Raw genomic sequence first — 21,613 nt, 5'->3', positions numbered from 1 at the left:
TCTGCATAGGTTTTTCACCCAGGCTCATACAAAAGCCCTCCTTGAGTGGATTGAATCCACCCCCAGCACAATTGAAAATGGTTCCAGTTCGTATCTACTGAATGGAAAAAAGCGATATGACCACCCTACCGCCGCTGGTCGAGCCCGGTGCCGAGCTCACGCGTGAAGAAATCAACCGCTACAGCCGTCATCTGCTGATCCCCAACCTCGGAGTGATCGGCCAGCGCCGCTTGAAAAACGCCAAGGTGCTGGTGATCGGTGCTGGCGGCCTGGGCTCGCCGACTCTGCTCTATCTGGCTGCTGCCGGCATTGGCACCCTGGGCGTGATCGATTTCGACCGGGTCGACGAATCCAACCTGCAACGCCAGGTGATTCACACCGTCGACAGCATCGGCGAGCTCAAGGTCGAGAGCGCCCGCCAGGCGATTGCCCGGCTCAACCCGCTGGTCAAGGTCATTGCCCACAATGACCGGCTCGAACCTGAGATGGCCGTCGAGTTGTTCTCGCGCTATGACCTGATCCTCGATGGTACCGACAACTTCGCCACGCGCTATCTGGTCAACGATGCCTGCATCCTGGCCAACAAACCCTACGTATGGGGCTCGATCTTCCGCTTCGAAGGCCAGGCCTCGGTGTTCTGGGAGGATGCCCCGGACGGCCGTGGGCTCAACTACCGCGACCTGTATCCAGCGCCTCCACCGCCCGAGCTGGCACCGTCCTGCGCCGAAGGCGGCGTGCTCGGCGTGCTCTGCGCAGCCATCGCGTCAATCATGAGTACTGAGGCGATCAAGCTGCTGACCGGTATCGGCGAGCCGCTGCTGGGCCGCCTGATGGTCTACGACGCGCTGGAGATGAGCTATCGCGAACTGCGCATCCGACCGCTGCGTGATCGCCAGGCGGTCACCGCCCTGAGCGACTACCAGGCGTTCTGTGGTCTTGGTCAGGCAAAGCCTGATCACGACCACAGCGTGCCGCTGATCAGCAGCCTGCAACTGAAGTCGCTCAAGGACGCCGGCAAGGCACCGGTGATCATCGACGTGCGCGAACAGACCGAGTGGGACATCGTGCACATCGACGGCGCCCTGCTGATGCCCAAGACCGCCGAATTGGCCGCACAGATCGTCGAGCGTTTTGGCCGCGACACTGACCTGGTGGTCACCTGCAAATCGGGGGTGCGCTCGCAGGCGGTGTCCAGTGACCTGCGCAAGCTGGGGCTGGACAAGGTGCGCAATCTAGACGGTGGCGTACTGGCCTGGGTGCGCGAAGTCGACCCGGCGCTGCCGAGCTACTGAGGGCGCAGCCATGCCACTGTGCATTACCCGCGAGGCGTTGGAGCAGATCTGTCGCCACGCCGCTGCCGAACACCCGCTCGAGGCTTGCGGCCTGGTCGCTGCCGCCAGCGGCTCGGCGCTGGCCCATCGCGTTGTCGCGATGCGCAATCAGGCGGCCTCGCCGACCTGGTTCAGCTTCGACTCGCGCGAGCAACTGCGGGTCTGGAGCGAACTCGACGAGCGTGATGAGGAATGCCGGGTGATCTACCACTCGCACACGGCCAGCGAAGCCTGGCCGAGCCGCGATGACATCGCCCACGCCAGCGACCCTGAGCTGCACTACCTGATCGTCTCGACCTGGCCCGCAGCCAGGCACGCACTGCGCAGCTTTCGCATCGTCGCCGGGCGGGTTTTCGAAGAACACCTGGCCATCCAGGAATGAACCCGGTCAGCCACACATGGCTGACCCAACAGCACCCTTTCAAGGAGAGTCACATGTCGGTTTCAGTCATGGTCCCAACCCTGCTGCGTCCCCTTACCGAAGGCCAGAAAAAAGTCGAAGCGCAAGGCGAGACAGTGCGCCAGCTGATCGACCAGCTCGACCAACGTTACCCAGGCATCAAGGGACGCTTGGTGCACGACGACCAGGTGCACCGCTTCGTCAATATCTACGTCAACGATGACGACATCCGCTTCGCCGACGGCCTCGCCACAGTGATCGCCGCAGGCGACCGCCTTACCGTGCTGCCGGCCGTGGCCGGCGGCTGAAATCGGCTCCAGCACGCAGTCCCTGGCACCACCGCCCTACTCCAAGGTAACCCCCACATGTCCCGTATTCTGCAACAAGGCGGCTTCGCCTGGCGCAGCGGCGCCTGCCTGCCCGCGTGGCAGAGCCTGAGCGCGGCACTGGCGCGCCACGGTGAGTGCCTGGGCCTGCGCCACCAGGACAGCCAGCCTGAGCCTGACAGCCCGGCCCTGCAACTGCTGCATTCCGATCTACGTCCGCTCCAGACCCGCCTGGTGGGCTTGCCCGCCTTGCCTCTGGAGCTGTCTACCGAGTTCACGCTCCAGGCCGCCTGTGGTCTCATGTCGGTGCACGGCCGCGCCAGTGGCAGGCCGCAGGCTCTGGGCGTGAATTACCTCGCCAGCATCAACGCCGCACTGGCCTGGCAAGGCACTCTGGCCGCCGCCGTTGGCCAACTGCGCGGCGGCGCCTTCACTGATGTCAGCTTGGCCCCGGCCGGCGGCGCCCTGCTCAGCATCGGCCAGTACCTCGCCGGCGCAACCGCTGCCGACGAGGCAGAACAGCTGCTGCCAGGCCAGGATGACGCCCTTGCCCGGCCACCGTTCGTTTCCGCCGAGGGTGTGCTGTTCGAGCTGGAAACCCTCGACAGCCAACCGTGGCGCCGTTTCTGGACTGCACTGCAGGTCAGCGATGCGATTGCCGGTCGGGCCTGGCAGCAGTTTCTGTTGCGCTATGCCCGCGCGGTCGCGCCGATGCCGGCCGAGTGCCTGGACGCCCTGGCACGGCTGCCGCTGGCCCGTATTCAGGCGATGGCGGCAGACTGCGGCGTGGCGCTGGTGGTGCTGCGCAGCCCGGCGCAGCGCTACGCCGATGCCGATTACCCGGCCAGTGCGGCTGCGCCCTGGCAGATTCAGCACGGCCCCGCCGCCGTGCCCGGCCCACGCCAGGCACCCGCCACGCTGCCGCTACAAGGCATTCGCGTGCTGGAGTCGTGCCGCCGGATCCAAGGCCCGCTGGCCGGCCATCTGCTGACGCTGCTTGGCGCCGAAGTGATCCGTCTCGAACCGCCAGGCGGTGATCCACTGCGCAGCATGCCGCCCTGCGCCGACGGCTGCTCGGTGCGCTTCGATGCCCTCAACCATCGCAAGCAGGTGATTGAAGTGGATATCAAGTCGGCTCAAGGCCGTGCGCAGATCCATGCACTGTGCGCCGACGCCGACGTCTTCCTGCACAACTGGGCCCCGGGCAAGGCTGCCGAGCTGGCCTTGGATGCAGCTGACCTGCATGCCAGCCAACCGTCTCTGATACACGCCTATGCCGGCGGCTGGGGTGCAGCGCAGGTCGACGCGCCGGGCACCGACTTCACCGTGCAAGCCTGGTCAGGGGTAGCAGCACGCGTTGCCAGCGCTTCCGGCACACGGGGCGGTACGCTGTTTACCGCACTCGATGTCCTCGGCGGAGTCATCAGCGCCCAAGGGATCTGCGCCGCGCTGCTCGAACGTGAGCTGCATGGCCACGGCAGCCAGTTGCACAGCTCTCTGCTAGGCGCTGCCGACCTGCTGCTCGACCGCGACAGCGGCGCGCTTGCGACAAGCCTGCTGCAAGGTGTGTTCGCCACCGCCGATGGCTTGCTCGCGATCGACTGCCAGACCCGCCAGCAGTACCAGGCGTTGACCCAAGTGCTGGGTGCCGAGCCTGATCCACGGCACCTGCCGCAGCGCTTGGCTGACGCCAGCGGCGAAAACTGGCTGGATGCCTGCCAACAAGCCGGCGTCCCCGCCAGCATCGCCCATCAAGACCTTGCCGTACTCGCTGCCGACCCGCGCCTGGCGCCAAGCCTGGGCCAACGCGCCTATCGATCTGTCCAATCTCCGTGGAGTTTCACATGAATACTGCCGGCATCATCGACCTGGTCCCTTTGCATACCCGCCGCCGCTGGGCTGAAGACGGCAGCTACCCCAATCAGGATGTATTCAGCCTGTTCCGCGCGCGGGTTGCGCAAGCACCTGACAAAGCTGCCGTGTTGTCGCCAGAGGGCAACATCAGCTATGCCGCACTGCTCGACGCCGCCCTGCGCCTGGCCAACAGCTTGCGTCAGGCGGGCATCGTCGCCGGCGACGTGGTCGCCTATCAGCTGAGTAACAGCTGGCGCTGCTGTGCCATTGACCTGGCGGTGGCCGCGCTGGGCGCCATTGTCGCGCCGTTCCCGCCAGGACGCGGCAAGCTCGATATCCAGGCCATGGTGCGCCGCTGTGATGCGCGTGCAGTGATCGTGCCGCAGAGCTATGCCGACATCGACCTGTGCGAAGTGATCGAGTCGCTGCGCCCGACCCTGCTCTCGTTGCGGGTGTTGATCGTCGATGGCGCGCCGCGCGCCGGGTGGTCGACGCTGGACGCGCTGCTCGCCCAGCCGCCATTGGCGCTGGCCAGCCTGTGCGCAGTCTGCCCAGACTCGCCGGTACGCTTGCTGGTGTCATCCGGCACCGAGTCAGAACCCAAGCTGGTAGCCTATTCACACAATGCGCTGGTGGGGGGCCGCGGCCGGTTTTTGCAACGTATCAGCGACGACGGCGCGGCATTTCGCGGGCTGTACCTGGTTCCGCTGGGTTCGTCATTCGGCTCGACCGCAACCTTTGGTGTACTGAGCTGGCTGGGCGGATCGCTGGTGGTGCTACCACGCTTCGACGTCACTGAAGCGATCAAGGCGATCGAGCAACTGCGCCCAAGCTTCATTCTCGGCGTGCCGACCATGCTTCAGCGAATTGCCGCCGACCCCGCCCTGGCCAACATCGACAAGTCCAGCCTGCGCGGATTGATCTGCGGGGGCTCGCTGATCGATGAAGCGACGGTGCTGCGCTGCACGGAAAACTTCGGCTGCGGCTTCATCAGCCTGTATGGCTCGGCCGACGGCGTGAACTGCCACAACACCCTCGACGACCCCATCGAGGTGGTGCTGGGCAGCGTTGGCAAACCGAACCCTGCGGTATGTGAAATTCGCATTGTCGACGACCTCGGCCATGAGCTGCCCCAGGGCGATGTCGGCGAGATCACCGCGCGCGGACCGCTGAGCCCGATGCAGTACGTCAACGCACCCGAGCTCGACGAGCGCTACCGGGATGCGGAGGGTTGGGTCAAGACTGGCGACCTCGGCTTTATCGACCCCCAGGGCTACTTGGTGCTGGCAGGGCGCAAGAAAGACATCATCATCCGCGGCGGCGCCAACATCAGCCCGGTACAGATCGAAGGCCTGGTCATGGCTCACCCTGATGTGGTCACCGTGGCCTGCGTGGCGGTGCCAGACCCCGACCTGGGGCAGCGCGTGTGCCTGTGCGTAACCCTGCGCGACGGTGCGCCGCGCTTCGCCCTGGCTGACATCAGCAGCTTTTTGCGCGAGCAGGGCCTGGAGGTCAACAAGCTCCCAGAGTACCTGCGCTTTTACCGCCATCTACCACTGACCCCTGCCGGCAAGATCGACAAGCGCGCGCTTGCCGAAGATGCCGCTGGGCTCACCGAACCCGCACGGCAGGTGGGCTGAGCCATGCCAATCAATCCTGACCAGCTGCAACTCGCGCCGCGCGTACGCAACTTCGTCGAGCAGCACATTCTGCCGCGCGAGCTTGAGCTGGGCGCCTGTAATGCGGCCGCCGCCACGCTCGCAGCCAGCCTGCAGGACCAAGCCAAGGCCGCCGGGGTATTCGGTAATTTCTACCCGCACGCTGATGGTCGACGGCCGCTGACCCTGCGCGAGTATCTGCCCATCGCAGCTGAAGAGGGCCGCAGCGAGTTCGCGCCGGCGATTCTGGGCGGCGATGCCAGCCTCGACGCCTACATGCTCAGCCGCCATGCCAACGCCGAGCTACGCGAACGCTATCTGCTGCCGTTGCTGCGCGGTGAGCGGGTGCCGTGTTACGCCATGTCCGAGCCGGACAGCATCGGCTCGATCCCGGCAACCATGACCAGCCACGCCCAGTGGCAGGGCGATCACTGGACGCTGAACGCCCGCAAGTGGTTCATCTGCCGGGCCGGCCGGGCCGACTTCGCCACTGTTATCGCGCGCACTGCCGATGGCCCGCTGCAGCAGTCGCTGTCGATGCTGCTGGTCGCCACCGACAGCCCAGGCTTCGAGTGGGTGCGCCCGCTGGCCCTGCTTGGGCGTCAGCAAGGCCAGGGCGAATTGCTGTTCAAGGACGTGCGCGTCGAGCCTGAGCATGTGCTCGGGGAAGCCGGCCAGGGCATCGCGCTGATGCAACAGCGGCTCGGCCTTGGCCGCCTGCTGCGCGCTGCGCATTGGCTGGGCCTGGCCCAGCGCTGTTTCGACGACCTCTGCAAGCGGGTGCATTCGCCCCGCGGCGAGCTGGCGCGCTTGGCCGACAAGCAGCTGGTGCGCGCGCGGGTCTACCGAGTGTTTCGCGATATCGCTGCGGCCCGTGGCCTGCTCGAAGATGCTGCCGACAAGTTCGATCGTGGCCAGGCCAATGCCATCGAGGTCAACCTGGCCAAGCTGGCGGCATCCGAGGCACTGTCCGCTGCGGTCGATTCGGCAGTGCAGATCATGGGCGCCGAGGGCCTCAGTGACTTGTCGCCTTTATCCGGGATCTATCGCTGTGCGCGCACGACCCACATCCTTGATGGCACCGACGACGCGCTGATCAGCAACCTCGGCCGCGACCTGCTCAGCGCTACCGCGCCGGGTCGTACTTTCGACTACCGCTCGCCGTCGCTGAGCCTGGACAAGGTGGCGCCATGAGCAAGCACGCGCCACTGGCCGTTCTGTTGATCTGCGCCATGGGCCTGCCGATGATGGTGTTCTACGCCCTCGGCGTGCTCGGACCACAATTGATCGCCGAACTCGGTATCGGCCGTGATCAGTTGGGCTGGCTGACCACCAGTGCCTTTGGCCTGGCGGCAGTGCTGTCGCCATGGGCTGGCACGCTGGTGCAGCGGATCGGTTCGCGCGCAGGTTTGATGGCGCTGTTCCTGCTGGTGGCGCTGTCGTTCAGCCTGATGGCGGTGCTGCCTGGCTTCACTGGCGTGGTCATCGCGCTGCTGTTCTGTGGCATTGCCCAGGCGCTGGCCAACCCCGCTACCAACCAGGCCATCGCCCTCACTGCCAATGCACCCAAGGCCACGCTGGTGGGCCTCAAGCAGGCTGGCGTGCAGGCATCGGCGCTGATCGCCGGGCTGGCCTTGCCGCCCCTCAGCGCCTGGCTCGGCTGGCGTCTGGCACTGGCCTGCTGGGTGCCGCTGGCGGTATTGCTGGCGCTGCTGGTGCCCTTGCGCATCCCGCCGCCGGCGGCAGGGCCAAAACCACCGCTGCGCCTGATCAGAAGCAACGGCTGGCTGCTGCGGCTGATGGCGATTCAGGCCTGCGCCGGGCTGTGCCTGTCGGGCTTCATCAGCTATTTCGGGGTGTATGCCAACAGCCTTGGCGTCGATCCTGCCGCCATCGGCCTGATGGTCAGTGTGTTTGGTCTGATGGGCATCCTTTCGCGCTTGCTGTTGACCCCACTGGCCGCTGGCCTGAAGGACGAAACAGTGCTGTTGGGCGGGCTGTTCCTATTTGCCTTGGTCACGCTGCTGGCCATGCAGCAGGCCACAGCGGGGCGCCACTGGCCGCTGTGGGCAGGCGTGAGCGGTATGGGCCTGAGCCTGGTGGCGAGCAATGCGGTGGCGATGAGCATGTTGTTGCGCGAGCCACGTTTCGGCGCTGCAGCGAGCAGCGCAGGCATGCTGTCGCTGGGGTTCTTTGGCGGTATCGCGCTCGGCCCACCGCTATTCGGCCTGCTGCTGCGCCAGCCAGGTGGTTTTTCTGCAGCGTGGTCGTTGCTGCTCGTCGCCCTCTGCGCAGGGGCTGCGCTGTGCCGCAGCCTGTACCGTGCGCGCCGTGCCGAGGAGGCCTGCAAGCATGCCGGAACAGCGTAAACGCCACGCCACGATCAACGCACTGCTCAAGCAGCTGGAGGCGGTTTCACGCCAGTGCGGTGAGCAATTTCCACTGTACCGCCTGGCGCGGGAAAAACAGTGGAAGCTGTCCCGCCGCGGCTCCTGGCTTGGCGGCTTCTGGGCGGCGCTGTGGTGGCGCCGTGCGGCACTCACCGAGCTTAGTGAGGACTTCGACCAGGCCTCGTTCTGGAGCCGGCAACTGGCCGCTCAACTGGACGAACCGAGCGTCAATCGCAGTTTCGTATTCTGGTACGGCGCCGCGCTTGGCGGCCGCCTGAGCGCAGCCAACGACGCACGCCAGTTGGCTTGCCGCGCGGCAAATACCCTGGCCCGGGATTATCGCCCAGACCTCGGCGGCTGGCCGCTGGGCCCCGGCATGGGCGCAGGCGAAAAAGGCCAGCTGAGCCTGGATATCGACGCCTTGGCACCAACCCTGGCGCTGATGCACCTGCAGCGCGATCCCGAGCAGATGGCCATGGCCCGCAGCCACCTGCAGTTGTGCCTGCGCACGTTGCGGAGCGGGTCTGGCGCGTGGGCCAGCCATGCCCGCTGGCACGCCGAAGGCTGGGTCGTGCAGGGCCCGGCCGGGCAGTGGGCGCGTGGGCAGGCCTGGGCCATGCTCGGTCTGGCAGAAGCGGTCGGCTTATACGGCGGGGCTTATGCCGAGCCGGCACGCGAGGCCTGTGAGTACTGGATCCGGCGCTGGGGCCTGGCTGCCGGCCAAGGCACGCTCAAGGCCGAAGAGGCCGACCCCTGCGCGGTAGCGATTGCGTCGCTGGCGCTGCTGCGCTTGTGGCAGTGCCTGCCGGGGTTGAACCACTGGCGCGAGCAGGCCTGCCGGCAACTTGCCACGCTGCTGTCCGCTCCGGTGCAGCAGGGCTGCTTCGTCGGCCACTTGTACCGAATCGGGCCAGATCAGGAGCAACTGGTCGAATCAGCCTGTGCGAGCTATTTCCTGCTAGAAGCGCTGATCGCTCAGGATCAGGTGTTGGCACTACGCGGCGGCATTGCCGGTTGGTGAGTACCACCGGATCAGGGCGCGCAGCGCTGGTCAGCCGCTAGACCGCCCATGAATTTCTCGTCACTCGGCCACATGAGAAACGATTTCGTTTACCATTGTTTCCAAATATGTAGCCGTAAGCGAGGAAGTACCCGCATGACGATCCGTCCGCAACCGCTGATGCGCACCCTGGCCGCCGCTGTTCTGAGCCTGGTGATTGGCGCACCGGCCGCCATGGCAGACGCGCCGGTCAGCCTGACCCTGTACAACGGTCAGCACAAGGAAATCGGCGAAGCCATCGCCAAGGCCTACGAGGCCAAGACCGGCATCCATATCAATATCCGCAAGGGCAGCAGCAACCAGCTGGCCAGCCAGATCATCGAAGAAGGCGACCGCTCGCCCGCCGATGTCATCTATACCGAAGAGTCGCCACCGCTGAACAACCTCGGCGAGCTCGGCCTGCTGGCCAAGATCGACGACGCCACCCTGAACATGCTGCCCAAGGAATACGTGGCCAGCAACGGCACCTGGATGGGCGTGACTGCGCGCACCCGCGTGGTGGTGTTCAACCCGAAGAAAATCGACGAGAAAGACCTGCCGCAATCGGTCATGGACTTCGCTGACCCTGAGTGGGACGGTCGCGTCGGCTTCGTGCCCACCAGCGGCGCGTTCCAGGAGCAGGCGGTCGCCATCCTGAAAATGCACGGCCGTGAAGCGGCCGAAGAATGGCTGACCGGCCTCAAGGCGTTCGGCAAGACCTACACCAACAACATGGTCGCGCTGAAGGCCGTAGAAAAAGGCGAAGTCGCCGCGGTGCTGGTCAACAACTACTACTGGTACGCGCTTGAGCGCGAGCGCGGCAAGCTCGACTCCAAGCTGTACTACCTGGCCGATGGCGATGCCGGCGGCCTGGTGACCATTTCGGGCGCTGCCGCGGTGAAAGCCAGCAAGCATCCCAAGGAAGCCCAGGCACTGCTCAACTGGATGGCCAGCGAAGAAGGCCAGCGCGTGATCACCCAGACCACCGCGGAATACCCGCTGCACAAAGGCATGGTCTCGGACCGCGGCCTGAAGCCGTTCGAAGAGCTGCGCCCGCCGCAGATCACCCCCGCCGACCTGGGCAATGCCGAGGAAGCCCTGGAGCTGGAACGTGAGGTCGGTCTGCTCTGATGACTGCCGCCCTGCCCCAAGCGGCCCAGGCGCGTTTCGTGCCTCGCCGCAAGCGCCCATCGATCTGGGTGCTGCTGCCGGTTCTGTTTCTGGTGGCGATGAGCTTGCTGCCGTTGCTGTACGTCGCCATGAAAGCCTGGGAAGCCGGCTGGCAGGAGGCATTGCATCTGCTTTGGCGGCCGTTCGTCTGGGGCTTGCTGCGCAATACCCTGCTGCTGATGGTTGGCGTCACCGCCGTGTGCATGGTGCTCGGCCTGGCCCTGGCCTGGCTGCTGGAGCGCAGTGACCTGCCAGGGCGGCGCATGTGGGGCGTGGTGCTGTGCCTGCCGTTTGCCGTGCCGTCGTTTGTCAGCAGCTTTACCTGGGTATCGCTGAGCTCGGACTTCGAGGGCCTGGGCGGGGCAATCATGATCATGGCACTGTCCAAGTACCCGCTGATCTTCTTGCCGGTTGCGGCGACCTTGCGCAATGTCGACAGCTCGCTGGAAGAGTCGGCGAGGACCCTCGGCTGCAGCCGCTGGGGGGTGTATCGCAAGGTCACCCTGCCGCTGCTGTGGCCGGCGATGCTCGGTGGCGCCTTGCTGATCGCGCTGCACATGCTGGTCGAGTTCGGTGCCCTGTCGATTCTTGGCCTGCAGACCTTCACCACGGCGATCTATCAGCAGTTCGAACTGGAGTTCAGCAACGCCAACGCGGCGATGCTCTCGGCAGTGCTGCTGGCGCTGTGCCTGATCATGCTCACGCTGGAGCTGCGCGTGCGCGGCAAGGCGCGCCATGTGCGCATTGGCCAGGGTGTGGCGCGGCGGGCGCAGCCGATCAAGCTGGGCAGCTTCACGGCTGTCGGCCAGTTGTTCTGCCTGGCGTTGGCGGTGCTCGGTAGTGGTATTCCACTGGCGATGCTCGGCTACTGGCTGAGTGTCGGCTCGTCGGCAGCGTTTCCTGTGGGCGAGATCAGCCAGGCGCTGCTCACCTCGCTGTCGGTGTCGCTGGGCGGCGCCGGGTTCTGCGTCGTGCTGGCACTGCCGATCAGTTTCCTGGTGGTGCGCTACAAGGGCCGCCTGGCGATCTGGGCCGAGCGCCTACCGTACCTGCTGCATGCCCTGCCGGGCCTGGTGATTGCCCTGACGCTGGTGTTCTTTGCCCTGCACTACGTGCCGGCGCTGTACCAGACCACGGCGTTGTTGCTGCTGGCGTATGCCTTGCTGTTCCTGCCACTGGCCCAGGCGCCGGTGCGCACGGCGCTGAACAAGGCCTCGCCGACGCTTGAAGAGGCGGCCCGGACCTTGGGCGCGAGCAGCTTCAGCGCGTTTTGCCGGGTGACTCTGCCGATCATCTTCCCGGCGTTGGCAGCGGCCTTTGCGCTGGTGTTCCTGGATGCCATGAAAGAGCTGACCGCGACCCTATTGCTCAGCCCGACCGGAATGACCACCCTGGCAACTGAAGTGTGGGCCCACACCGCCAACGTCGAGTTCGCCGCGGCGGCGCCCTATGCCGCGCTGTTGATCGTGGTTTCGGGCCTGCCGGTGTATCTGCTGACCACGCGGATGTACCTGAACCGGGCCTGAGGTTTCTGAAATTGCGCTTGTCGTGAGTTTGCTGGGGCCGCTGCGCGCCCCTTTCGCGACACGAGGCCGCTCCTACAGACCGCGCATGATCGACTAGCGCGGACCCCGTAGGAGCGGCCTCGTGTCGCGAAAGGGGCGCGTAGCGGCCCCCTACGATCTCACTACACGTGCACCTTGAAAGGGATGACTCTTACGCCCGGAACTGGCCAAGGCTGGCGCGCAGCTGCGCCGCCAGATCATCCAGCACCTTGCCGCTGGCGGTCGTCTGCATCACCACCTCGGCCGAGCGCTCGGCCTGGGCATGAATCGTCTCGACCCTGCCACGTACCGCTTGCGCACCGTGTGCCTGCTGCTCGGCAGCACGGGTCGCCAGGCCAATCGCCGCATGCACTTGTTCGACGGCGGCCTGCACCGATTGCTGGCGGCGCTCGTTATCACGCAGCACCAGCAAGCCTTCGCTGGCCTGGCGCCCGGCCTGGCTGATGGTTGCCACCGCCTGCTTGGCGCCTTGCTGCAGGGCAACGATATGCGCCTGAATGTCCCCGGTCGAACTCTGGGTCTTGCTCGCCAGCGCTCGCACCTCGTCGGCCACCACCGCAAAGCCACGCCCGGTCTCGCCGGCACGGGCGGCTTCGATTGCCGCGTTGAGGGCGAGCAGGTTGGTTTGCTCGGCAATGCCGTGGATTACCGTCAGCACCACCTCGATCTGTTCGCTCTGCTTGGCCAGCCGCTCGATCACCTGCGAGCCGGCATCGACCTGGCCCGCGAGGTTTTCGATCAAGCCAGCAAGCTGGGTCGAGGTGCGGCTGTTTTCGTCAGTGGCCTGGCGGATGTCGACCACCTGCTGCAAGGCAGCCTGCATCGCATGGCTCTCGGCCTGGGCTTCGTCGGCCATGCCGGACAGGTCGCGCAAGCTGGCCGCCACAGCGTCACGCTGCAAGGCTGCGGCAGCGTCGGCACCGGCGCTGCGCTGGGTCATGACACCGATTTCGACGCCGGTGCGCTGGGCGACTTCACCCGCCTCGCGGACGATCGGCTGCAGCTTGTCGACAAAGCGGTTGACCGCTGCCGCCATGTCGCCGATTTCATCACGGCTGTCGAGGCTGACCCGTTTGGTCAGGTCACCGTCGCCCGCAGCCAGGTCATTGAGTGCCGCAATCAGCAGGCGCAGCTTGTTGACCACGCGCCGGCCGAGTACCACTGCCACTACCAGCAGGACGCCAAGCCCCACCAGCACCAGGCCCAGGCCAATCCGCCAGCGCAGCTCGGCGGCCGCATCGCGGACGGTTTCGGCGGTGTTGGCCTGCATCGCGGTGGCGCTGTTCTGCGCAGCTTCCAGACGCGCACGCAGGGCCTTGCCGCTGTCTGCGGCGGCCGCCCCGAGGCTGTCGCCGACCAACTGCTCGCTGCTGCCGATCAATGCCGCGAAGCGTGCATCGAGGGCCTTCAGTTCCTGTTCGACGGATGCGGTGGAAACGCCCATCAGCACCTTGCCGATCTCGGCACCGTTGGGGCTGATCGGTGCTTCGACGAAGTACACCGAAGGGTCCTTGCGCGCAGCGTTGAGCACTTTGTCCAGCGCCCGCTCACCCTCGCCCTTGTCCATCAGCGCCTGGTTGATCGGGTTTTGCCGGTTGAGGTAGCGCGTCAGGTGCTGGCCCTGAGCATCGTCATAGATCACGAACAATACATTGGGATTGCGCTGGGCACGGCGGGCAAAGTCGGAGAGCACCGGCACGTCGTTGTCCCAGATCGCTCGCGGGGCAACCGAGGCGAGCAACTCGGCCATGTCATTGGCCGAGTCCTTGAGGTTCTTCTCCAGGGTGGCGCGCAATTGCTGCTGTTCGCTTTGCAGGCGCGTCGACAAACCGCTGCTCAAACGCTGCCGAGTGCTGCTGGAGAGGCCTTCAAGGCCGGCGCGGACGTCCTGCCCGGCCAATTCCAGTTCACCCGCAAGCTTGCGGCTGTCGCTGCCCAGACGCTCGCCGAGATCAGCCTCAAGGGCCGTCACTGTGCTCCGGGTCAGCGCAACCGCCACCAGCACCTGCACCAAAAGGGCGATACCCAAGGCAACAAACACAGGCCGCAACAGGCGGCTTCGTAACAATGAAAGAATGGCAGACACGGTGAACCCTCGTGTTTCTGGCGCCACTATTTTGATGGCATCGACAAGGGCATTCTTACAGCAAGGGTTGTGCCGTCGCAGCAGGCATAAACGCCAAGTTTATTCACCGACGATACAACGTGTGCAAAAAAAACGCCGCGCTCCCTTGCGGGAACGCGGCGCTGGATCAGCCTGGCAGGCTAATCAGGCAAACGGATGACGCAGCACGATGGTCTCGTTGCGATCCGGGCCGGTCGAAATGATATCGATCGGCGCGCCGGTCAGCTCCTCGATGCGCTTGATGTAAGCGCGCGCCGCTTCTGGCAGCTCTTCGAGAGTCTTGGCACCCAGGGTCGACTCGCTCCAACCCGGCATTTCTTCGTACACCGGCTCCAGGCCGATGTAGCTGTCGGCGTCGGAAGGCGCTTCGAGCACTGCGCCGTTGGCGTTCTTGTAACCCACACAGATGTTGATGGTTTCAAGACCGTCGAGCACGTCCAGCTTGGTCAGGCAGATGCCCGAGATGCTGTTGACGTCGATGGCGCGACGCAGGATGACCGCATCGAACCAGCCGCAACGACGGGCACGGCCGGTGGTCGAGCCGAACTCGTGGCCACGCTTGGCCAGGGTTGCGCCAGTGTCATCGAACAGTTCGGTCGGGAACGGACCGGAACCGACACGGGTGGTGTACGCCTTGGTGATGCCGAGGATGTAATCCAGGTACATCGGGCCAACGCCGGAACCGGTGGAGATGCCGCCGGCGGTGGTGTTGGAGCTGGTCACGTACGGGTAGGTACCGTGGTCGATGTCCAGCAACGAGCCCTGGGCGCCTTCGAACATGATGTCCTTGCCAGCGCGACGCAGGTTGTGCAGCTCGGCGGTGACGTCGAGCATCATCGGCTTGAGCTGCTCGGCGTAGGCCATGCACTCGTCCAGGGTCTGCTGGAAGTCGATGGCCGGCTCTTTGTAGTAATTGACCAGCTGGAAGTTGTGGTAGTCCAGCAGCTCACCGAGCTTGGCAGCGAAGCGCTCACGGTGGAACAGGTCACCGATGCGCAGGCCACGACGAGCGACCTTGTCTTCGTAGGCCGGGCCGATACCACGACCGGTGGTACCGATCTTGGCTTCGCCACGTGCCTTCTCGCGAGCCTGGTCCAGCGCTACGTGGTAGGACAGGATCAGCGGTGCAGCCGGGCTGATGCGCAGGCGCTCACGCACCGGTACACCCTTCTCTTCGAGCTTGGTGATTTCCCGCATCAAGGCGTCCGGTGCAACCACTACACCGTTGCCGATCAGGCACTGCACGCCTTCGCGCAGGATGCCCGACGGAATCAGGTGCAGCACGGTTTTTTCACCGTTGATCACCAGCGTGTGGCCGGCGTTGTGACCGCCCTGGTAGCGCACTACGGCGGCAGCATGTTCGGTCAGCAGATCAACGATCTTGCCTTTGCCCTCATCACCCCATTGGGTGCCCAGGACGACGACATTCTTACCCATAACACTTGTCCTCATTCACGCAAACTTGGTTGCCGACCCTGATGCGGGCCGCGCGAGCTGTCTCAATGGGTCAGAGGCAGGATCTGCCAACGCCCTTCTTGCTGAATCAATTGCCGATCACAATCCGCCTCGAGGGCAGCACTCAGCGGCTGGCCAGGCAATGCCTGGACCACTCGCTGGCCCTCGTTGCGCAACTGGCAGACCATCTGCCAGAGGGCCGCGTCGCCGCTGTCGGGCATCCAGATGCCGCCAGAAGGCAATACGACCTCCGCTCGCCCCAGTGTGACCAGGGTCTTCAAATCCGTGGAGAAACCAGTGGCCGGACGCGCCCGGCCAAAGTCGGCACCGATGTCATCGTAGCGACCGCCCTGAGCGATCGACTGACCGACCCCAGGCACGAACACCGCGAACACCACACCGGTGTGATAGTTGTAGCCGCGCAGCTCGCCGAGGTCGAAGTACAGCGGCAGCTCCGGGAAGCGCGCTGCCAACCGATCAGCGATCGCCAGCAGGTCATCCAGCGCAGCCAGGACGCTGGCCGGGGCACGGCCAAGACGCACACGCGCCTGAGCCAGCACTTCACGGCCACCGCACAGCTCAACCAGGGCACGCAACATGCCGCCCAGGTCCTGCGGCAGGTCAGCGGTCAGTGCGTACACTTCATCGCGGGCCTTGCGCTGCAGCGCATCGAACAGCTGCTGCTCGACATCGCCGGACAACCCGGCAGCACGCGCCAGACCACGGTAGATACCGACGTGGCCAAGGTCCATATGCACGTCCGGCACATCGGCCAGGCGCAGCATGGCCAGCATCAGGCTGATGACTTCGACATCGCTGGTCGGGCTGGCATCGCCATACAGCTCGGCGCCGAGCTGGATCGGGCTGCGCGAAGTAGACAGCTGGCGCGGCTGCGCATGCAGCACGCTACCGGCGTAGCACAGGCGGCTCGGACCTTCACGGCGCAGGGTGTGGGCGTCGATGCGCGCTACCTGCGGGGTGAAATCGGCACGGAAGCCCATCAGCCGACCGGACTGCGGGTCAACCACCTTGAAGGTATGCAGGTCGAGGTCCTGGCTGGCACCGGTGAGCAGCGATTCCAGGTACTCGATATGCGGAGTAACGACCAGTTCGTAACCCCAACTCTGGAACAGGTCCAACACCTGCCGCCGCGCGACTTCAATGCGCGCAGCTTCAGGTGGCAGTACTTCCTCGATGCCATCTGGCAGCAGCCAGCGGTCTACCGTTGCCATTACGCCTTTTCCCCTTTGGTCCGAGCGGCCAACCCATAGGCGAGCCGTGAATACAGGCATTGGCACACAACAACAGGCAGCACTAATCCCAGCGCTACCGCCGTACCAACACCCTCGAATTACTAGCGCCGGGCTGACCCAATGCGAGCCAATCAACCTTGCAGACGCAAAAAAGCCGGGAAATTTCCCGGCTGACTCATCATACACCCCTTTTCCTTCGGGATGCACCCCGCCGGCAGTTTTACCTGCCAGGCGGGGCCTTGTCGCTTACGGCTTGCTCTTGTCCAGGTACCGGAAGAACTCGTTCTTCGGATCCAGGACCAGCACGTCGCTCTTGCTCGAGAAGCTCGCACGGTACGCTTGCAGGCTACGGTGGAACGAATAGAAATCCGCATCCTGGTTGTAGGCCTTAGCGTAGATGGCGGCCGCCTGGGCGTCACCATCACCGCGGGTTTCCTCGGATTCACGATAGGCTTCGGCCAGCAGTACCCGACGCTGACGGTCGGCATCCGCACGGATACCCTCGGCCAGCTCGTTACCTTTGGCGCGATGCTCACGGGCCTCACGCTCACGCTCGGTGCTCATACGATCGAACACGCTGCGGTTGACTTCCTTCGGCAGGTCGATGGCCTTGACGCGAACGTCGACCACTTCGATACCCAGCTCCTTGTTGGCCATGCGGTTCAGCGATGCAGTGATGTCAGCCATCAGTGCGTCACGCTCACCGGATACCACTTCGTGCAGGGTGCGTTTACCGAACTGGTCACGCAGGCCGCTTTCCAGACGTCGCGACAGACGCTCGTCGGCGATCTGCTTCATGCCCGAGGTTGCGGTGTAGAAACGGTCGGAATCTTTCACCCGCCATTTGGCATAGGCGTCGACCATTACCGCTTTCTTTTCCAGGGTCAGGAAGCGTTGCGTCGGTGCGTCCAGGGTCATCAGCCGCGCGTCGAACTTGCGCACCTGGTTGACGTACGGGATCTTCACATGCAGGCCGGGCTGAACATCAGCCTGAACCACACGACCGAATTGCAGCAGTACCGCACGTTCGGTCTGGGACACGATGTAGAAGCTGTTCCAGGCCACGACAGCCAGCACGACTGCGGCGATCAGGGCGATCAGCGATTTATTGCTCATCAGCGGCTCTCCCTAGTACGCAGTGCCTGTTGTTGCTGTTGCAGGTCCTGCGCTGCGCGCACGGCTGCGTCGTTGACCGACGGCGACGCGCTGCTGCTGCCGGCAGAAGCCGACGTGTTGCGACCGCCTTCAACCATCTTGTCCAGCGGCAGGTAGAGCAGGTTGTTCTGCCCGTCCTTGGTTGCCACCATGACCTTGCTCGAATTGCTGTAGACCTCTTGCATGGTCTCCAGGTACAGACGCTGACGGGTTACGTCCGGCGCCTTGCGGTACTCGGTGACCAGCTTGGTGAAGCGATCGGCTTCACCCTTGGCGCGGGCAATGACTTCATCGCGGTAGCCGTTGGCGTCTTCGATGATGCGCTGCGCCTGACCACGGGCCTCTGGCACCACGCCGTTGGCGTAGGACTCGGCCTGGTTGCGCGCACGCTGCTCGTCTTCACGGGCACGGATCACGTCGTCGAAGGCTTCCTGCACTTCACGCGGGGCTGCCGCGCTCTGTACGTTGACCTGAGTCACGGTGATACCGGTACGGTAAGTGTCGAGGAAACGCTGCAGACGCTCGCGGATGTCCACGGCCATCTGCTCACGACCTTCGGTCAGCACCTGGTCCATCGAGGTCGAGCCGACCACGTGACGCAGGGCACTGTCGGTCGCATGCTGCAAGCTCACTTCCGGCTGGTCGACGTTGAGCACGAAGTCCTGCAGGTTGGTGATCTTGTACTGCACGGTCAGCGGCACTTCGACGATGTTCTCGTCTTCGGTGAGCATCTGCCCCTGCTTGGTGTACGCACGCTCACGCGTCACGTTTTCCATGTACTTGCGATCGATCGGCGGGAAATAGATATTCAGGCCTGGACCCACGGTCTCGTAGTACTTGCCGAAGCGCAGCACAACCGCCTGCTCCTGCTCGTCGACCACGTACACGGCACTGTACAGCCAGATCGCAGCCAACACCGCCAGGCCTATGCCCAGCAGGCCGTAACCGCCACCCTTGCCGATATTGCGGTCACCACCGCCGCGTTTCTTGCCGCCACCGAACATGCCGTTCAGGCTGTCCTGCAGCTTGCGGAAGGCCTCGTCGAGATCAGGTGGGCCTTTTTTGTCGCCACCGCCACCACTGCCGCCGCCGCCACGGCGACCGCCCCAGGGATCCTGGTCTTTCGAGTTGCCACCCGGCTCATTCCAAGCCATAGCGCTCTCCATCTGATAAAGCAAAGACGCGCCCACGGCGCGCCGTCCAATGCTACAGAATGCCTGTCACGGCTGCCCGGCGACCTCGACGGGCATTTATTGCAAAGTGTGTTGCGCGATAAACGTCTGCGGCTCGATGCCGGCACGACTGACCAGGCGATTAAGCTCGATCATCGGCAGGCGCACGCTGAGCAGGCTGCTGCCCTCTTCATCATGTTCCTCGCTCTGCACCGCGCCCAGTTCGAACAGCTGCGCGCGCAAGCGAGCGAAACGCTGATCAAGGCGCAGGGTGGCGACAAACAGATCATCCCCCAGCAACTCGGCGATTGCCTGGCCAACCAGCTCCAGGCCACGTCCATCACGTGCCGACACCCAGACCCGTTCCGGCTTGCCATCGGCATCGCGCTGGATCTGTGGCTCGACATCTTCAAGCAGGTCGAGTTTGTTATAGACCTCGAGGATCGGCAAGCCTTCTGCGCCGATCTCGCCCAATACCGCCAGCACCTGCTCGATCTGCTCCATGCGCTCTGGCTCATGGGCGTCGATCACGTGCAGCAGCAGATCGGAGTTGCTCGACTCTTCGAGCGTAGCCCGAAATGCCTCGACCAGCTTGTGCGGCAGATGGCGAATGAAGCCCACGGTATCGGCCAGCACGATCGGCCCCAGGTCGTCGAGTTGCAGGCGGCGCAGGGTCGGGTCGAGGGTGGCGAACAGCTGGTCGGCCGCGTACACGTCGGATTGGGTCAGGGCGTTGAACAGGGTCGACTTGCCGGCGTTGGTATAACCCACCAGCGACACCGACGGGATGTCCGCACGTCTGCGCCCGCGCCGCGCTTGTTCACGCTGGCTGCGGACCTTTTCCAGGCGCGCCTTGATCTGCCGCAGGCGGACCCGCAACAGGCGCCGGTCGGTTTCAAGTTGGGTCTCCCCCGGACCACGCAGGCCGATACCACCTTTTTGCCGCTCAAGGTGAGTCCAGCCGCGTACCAGCCGCGTGCTCATGTGCTCAAGCTGGGCCAGTTCGACCTGCAGCTTGCCTTCATGGGTACGCGCCCGTTGGGCGAAGATATCGAGGATCAGCCCGGTACGGTCAAGCACGCGGCACTCGAACACACGTTCGAGGTTACGCTCCTGACTGGGCGTGAGGGTGTGATTGAAAATCACCAGATCGACATGCTCGGCACTGACCAGGTCGCGTAACTCCTCGACCTTGCCACTGCCAATCAGGAATTTGGCACTGGGCTGATGCCGTGTCACCGTAGACAGCAAGACGATTTCAGCACCGGCCGACAGGGCCAGTTCCTGGAACTCCTGCGGGTCTTCGCGCGCCTCAGGGTTCTGACCTTCCAAGTGAACGAGCAACGCTCGTTCACCACCACCGTGGCGCTCAAAGAACAATGCAGGCTCCTAATCAGGCGTTGCCTGGCTCGCTGTCACCGTTCTCGGAATCGGACGGGCTTGGCAGACGAACCGGACGTGCAGGTACGACAGTCGAAATGGCATGTTTGTAGACCATTTGGCTGACGGTGTTTTTCAATAGAACTACAAACTGGTCGAAAGATTCGATCGAGCCCTGCAGCTTGATCCCGTTGACCAGATAGATCGAAACCGGGACCTTTTCTTTTCTCAAGGTGTTCAAGTAAGGGTCTTGTAGCGAATGCCCTTTTGACATATGCCGCACTCCTGTAAGGATAAATAATAAAAAACGAGAAAATTCTATGATTACGCCGCCCACTCGCAAGAGTAGACGGCAATTAGCAGGGACTCAGCTCAATATGGAGATGGCCCCAAGGTATTTCAAGGTGCGGGACAGATTGTCGCAGGCCAGACTGTCCAGCCAGTGCACGTCGGACCAACCGCGCAACCAGGTGAACTGCCGCTTGGCCAGCTGGCGAGTCGCAATGATACCGCGTTCTCGCATCTCATTCTCATCTAGCTTGCCGTCTAGGAAATCCCAGACCTGCCGATAGCCCACTGCCCGTATAGACGGCAGCCCGGCGTGCAAGTCACTTCTGGCTCGCAGCTCTCGGACCTCATCGATGAAGCCCTGTTCCAGCATCTGTGAAAATCGTAACGCAATTCGCTCATGCAGAATGTGACGATCTGCAGGAGCGATCGCCAGACTGGCCACAGTATAGGGCAAATGGCCGGCCGCGCCTGCGTCTGCGCCGCTACTTTCGGCTGATTGGCGCTGGCGGTGGGCAGTCATGCTCTCACCACTCACCCGATACACCTCCAGCGCTCGGATCAAGCGCTGCGGGTCGTTGGGGTGGATGCGCGCCGCCGACACCGGATCGACCTCGGCCAACTGCCGGTGCAATTCGCCCAGGCCCAGTGCGCTGGCCTGGGCTTCCAGCTCGGCGCGCACGGCCGGGTCAGCCGCCGGCATGTCGGCCAGGCCTTCAAGCAAAGCCTTGTAGTAGAGCATGGTGCCGCCGACCAGCAGCGGGATCTTGCCGCGTGCGGTAATCTCGGCCATGGCCGCCAGGGCATCGCTGCGAAACTGCGCCGCGGAATAGCTCTCGGCGGGGTCGATGATATCGATCAAGCGGTGCGGGTACGCCGCCAGGATGTCTTTCGACGGTTTCGCAGTGCCGATGTCCATGCCGCGATAGACCAGCGCCGAATCGACGCTGACCAGCTCGCAGGGCAGCACTTTGCTCAACTCGATGGCGAGATCGGTCTTGCCCGCCGCAGTCGGGCCCATGAGGAAGATCGCTGGAGGTTTGCTGCTCATG

The 21,613-nt window shown here is 64.2% G+C and carries 18 protein-coding genes; 10 read left to right on the top strand and 8 right to left on the bottom strand.

Annotation, left to right across the window (positions count from 1 at the left end):
* Positions 1 to 116 precede the first annotated feature (116 nt).
* The 10 genes from moeB to CXQ80_RS01850 all read left to right on the top strand — a co-directional run bounded on the left by moeB (position 117) and on the right by CXQ80_RS01850 (position 11,694).
* Entirely contained in the window at positions 117 to 1,292 is a 1,176-nt protein-coding gene (gene moeB / locus CXQ80_RS01895; protein WP_101315939.1) for a molybdopterin-synthase adenylyltransferase MoeB, read from the top strand.
* Positions 1,293 to 1,302: 10 nt separating this feature from the next.
* On the top strand, positions 1,303 to 1,713 hold the full coding sequence (locus CXQ80_RS01890) for a Mov34/MPN/PAD-1 family protein (RefSeq protein ID WP_101315937.1): 411 nt from the start codon (positions 1,303 to 1,305) through the stop codon (positions 1,711 to 1,713).
* Positions 1,714 to 1,766: 53 nt separating this feature from the next.
* Positions 1,767 to 2,039 carry a MoaD/ThiS family protein gene (locus CXQ80_RS01885; RefSeq protein ID WP_101315935.1) on the top strand — a complete coding sequence of 91 codons (273 nt, stop codon included), beginning with the start codon at positions 1,767 to 1,769 and terminating at the stop codon, positions 2,037 to 2,039.
* A 57-nt stretch (positions 2,040 to 2,096) separates the two neighbouring features.
* Complete coding sequence (locus CXQ80_RS01880) at positions 2,097 to 3,905, top strand: CoA transferase (RefSeq protein WP_101315933.1); 1,809 nt, start codon at positions 2,097 to 2,099, stop codon at positions 3,903 to 3,905.
* Complete coding sequence (locus tag CXQ80_RS01875; RefSeq protein ID WP_101315931.1) at positions 3,902 to 5,551, top strand: class I adenylate-forming enzyme family protein; 1,650 nt, start codon at positions 3,902 to 3,904, stop codon at positions 5,549 to 5,551. The genes CXQ80_RS01880 and CXQ80_RS01875 overlap by 4 nt, the downstream gene beginning before the upstream one ends.
* 3 nt (positions 5,552 to 5,554) lie before the next feature.
* Positions 5,555 to 6,763 carry an acyl-CoA dehydrogenase family protein gene (locus CXQ80_RS01870; protein WP_101315929.1) on the top strand — a complete coding sequence of 403 codons (1,209 nt, stop codon included), beginning with the start codon at positions 5,555 to 5,557 and terminating at the stop codon, positions 6,761 to 6,763.
* A complete protein-coding gene (locus CXQ80_RS01865) occupies positions 6,760 to 7,938 on the top strand; it encodes a CynX/NimT family MFS transporter (RefSeq protein ID WP_101315927.1) in 1,179 nt (392 codons plus the stop codon). Before CXQ80_RS01870 ends, CXQ80_RS01865 begins: the two co-directional genes overlap by 4 nt.
* Positions 7,922 to 8,980: a glucuronyl hydrolase gene (locus CXQ80_RS01860; RefSeq protein ID WP_101315925.1), complete on the top strand. Its 1,059-nt coding sequence runs from the start codon at positions 7,922 to 7,924 to the stop codon at positions 8,978 to 8,980. The genes CXQ80_RS01865 and CXQ80_RS01860 overlap by 17 nt, the downstream gene beginning before the upstream one ends.
* Positions 8,981 to 9,115: 135 nt before the next feature.
* Positions 9,116 to 10,129 carry an extracellular solute-binding protein gene (locus tag CXQ80_RS01855; protein ID WP_101315923.1) on the top strand — a complete coding sequence of 338 codons (1,014 nt, stop codon included), beginning with the start codon at positions 9,116 to 9,118 and terminating at the stop codon, positions 10,127 to 10,129.
* Positions 10,129 to 11,694: an iron ABC transporter permease gene (locus CXQ80_RS01850; RefSeq protein WP_101315921.1), complete on the top strand. Its 1,566-nt coding sequence runs from the start codon at positions 10,129 to 10,131 to the stop codon at positions 11,692 to 11,694. Before CXQ80_RS01855 ends, CXQ80_RS01850 begins: the two co-directional genes overlap by 1 nt.
* A gap of 190 nt (positions 11,695 to 11,884) precedes the next feature.
* Here CXQ80_RS01850 and CXQ80_RS01845 read toward each other — a convergent pair whose 3' ends face one another.
* The 8 genes from CXQ80_RS01845 to miaA all read right to left on the bottom strand — a co-directional run bounded on the left by CXQ80_RS01845 (position 11,885) and on the right by miaA (position 21,612).
* Complete coding sequence (locus CXQ80_RS01845) at positions 11,885 to 13,819, bottom strand: methyl-accepting chemotaxis protein (RefSeq protein ID WP_101315919.1); 1,935 nt, start codon at positions 13,817 to 13,819, stop codon at positions 11,885 to 11,887.
* 183 nt (positions 13,820 to 14,002) lie between these two features.
* On the bottom strand, positions 14,003 to 15,295 hold the full coding sequence (locus tag CXQ80_RS01840; protein ID WP_101315917.1) for an adenylosuccinate synthase: 1,293 nt from the start codon (positions 15,293 to 15,295) through the stop codon (positions 14,003 to 14,005).
* Positions 15,296 to 15,357: 62 nt separating this feature from the next.
* Positions 15,358 to 16,545, bottom strand: a complete 1,188-nt coding sequence (locus CXQ80_RS01835; protein WP_101315915.1) for an ATP phosphoribosyltransferase regulatory subunit — start codon at positions 16,543 to 16,545, stop codon at positions 15,358 to 15,360.
* Between the two features lie 267 nt (positions 16,546 to 16,812).
* Positions 16,813 to 17,682 carry a protease modulator HflC gene (gene hflC, locus CXQ80_RS01830; protein WP_101315913.1) on the bottom strand — a complete coding sequence of 290 codons (870 nt, stop codon included), beginning with the start codon at positions 17,680 to 17,682 and terminating at the stop codon, positions 16,813 to 16,815.
* Entirely contained in the window at positions 17,682 to 18,875 is a 1,194-nt protein-coding gene (hflK, locus tag CXQ80_RS01825; protein ID WP_101315911.1) for an FtsH protease activity modulator HflK, read from the bottom strand. Before hflK ends, hflC begins: the two co-directional genes overlap by 1 nt.
* A 96-nt stretch (positions 18,876 to 18,971) precedes the next feature.
* Entirely contained in the window at positions 18,972 to 20,273 is a 1,302-nt protein-coding gene (gene hflX, locus CXQ80_RS01820) for a ribosome rescue GTPase HflX (RefSeq protein ID WP_101315909.1), read from the bottom strand.
* A gap of 13 nt (positions 20,274 to 20,286) precedes the next feature.
* Entirely contained in the window at positions 20,287 to 20,547 is a 261-nt protein-coding gene (hfq, locus tag CXQ80_RS01815; protein ID WP_060480687.1) for an RNA chaperone Hfq, read from the bottom strand.
* Positions 20,548 to 20,640: 93 nt separating this feature from the next.
* Positions 20,641 to 21,612: a tRNA (adenosine(37)-N6)-dimethylallyltransferase MiaA gene (miaA, locus tag CXQ80_RS01810; RefSeq protein ID WP_101315907.1), complete on the bottom strand. Its 972-nt coding sequence runs from the start codon at positions 21,610 to 21,612 to the stop codon at positions 20,641 to 20,643.
* Position 21,613 lies beyond the last annotated feature (1 nt).

The sequence above is a fragment of the Pseudomonas sp. 02C 26 genome, from assembly GCF_002843585.1.
Classification (GTDB): Bacteria; Pseudomonadota; Gammaproteobacteria; order Pseudomonadales; family Pseudomonadaceae; genus Aquipseudomonas; species Aquipseudomonas shirazensis.
This window is presented reverse-complemented; position numbering and strand designations above follow the sequence as displayed.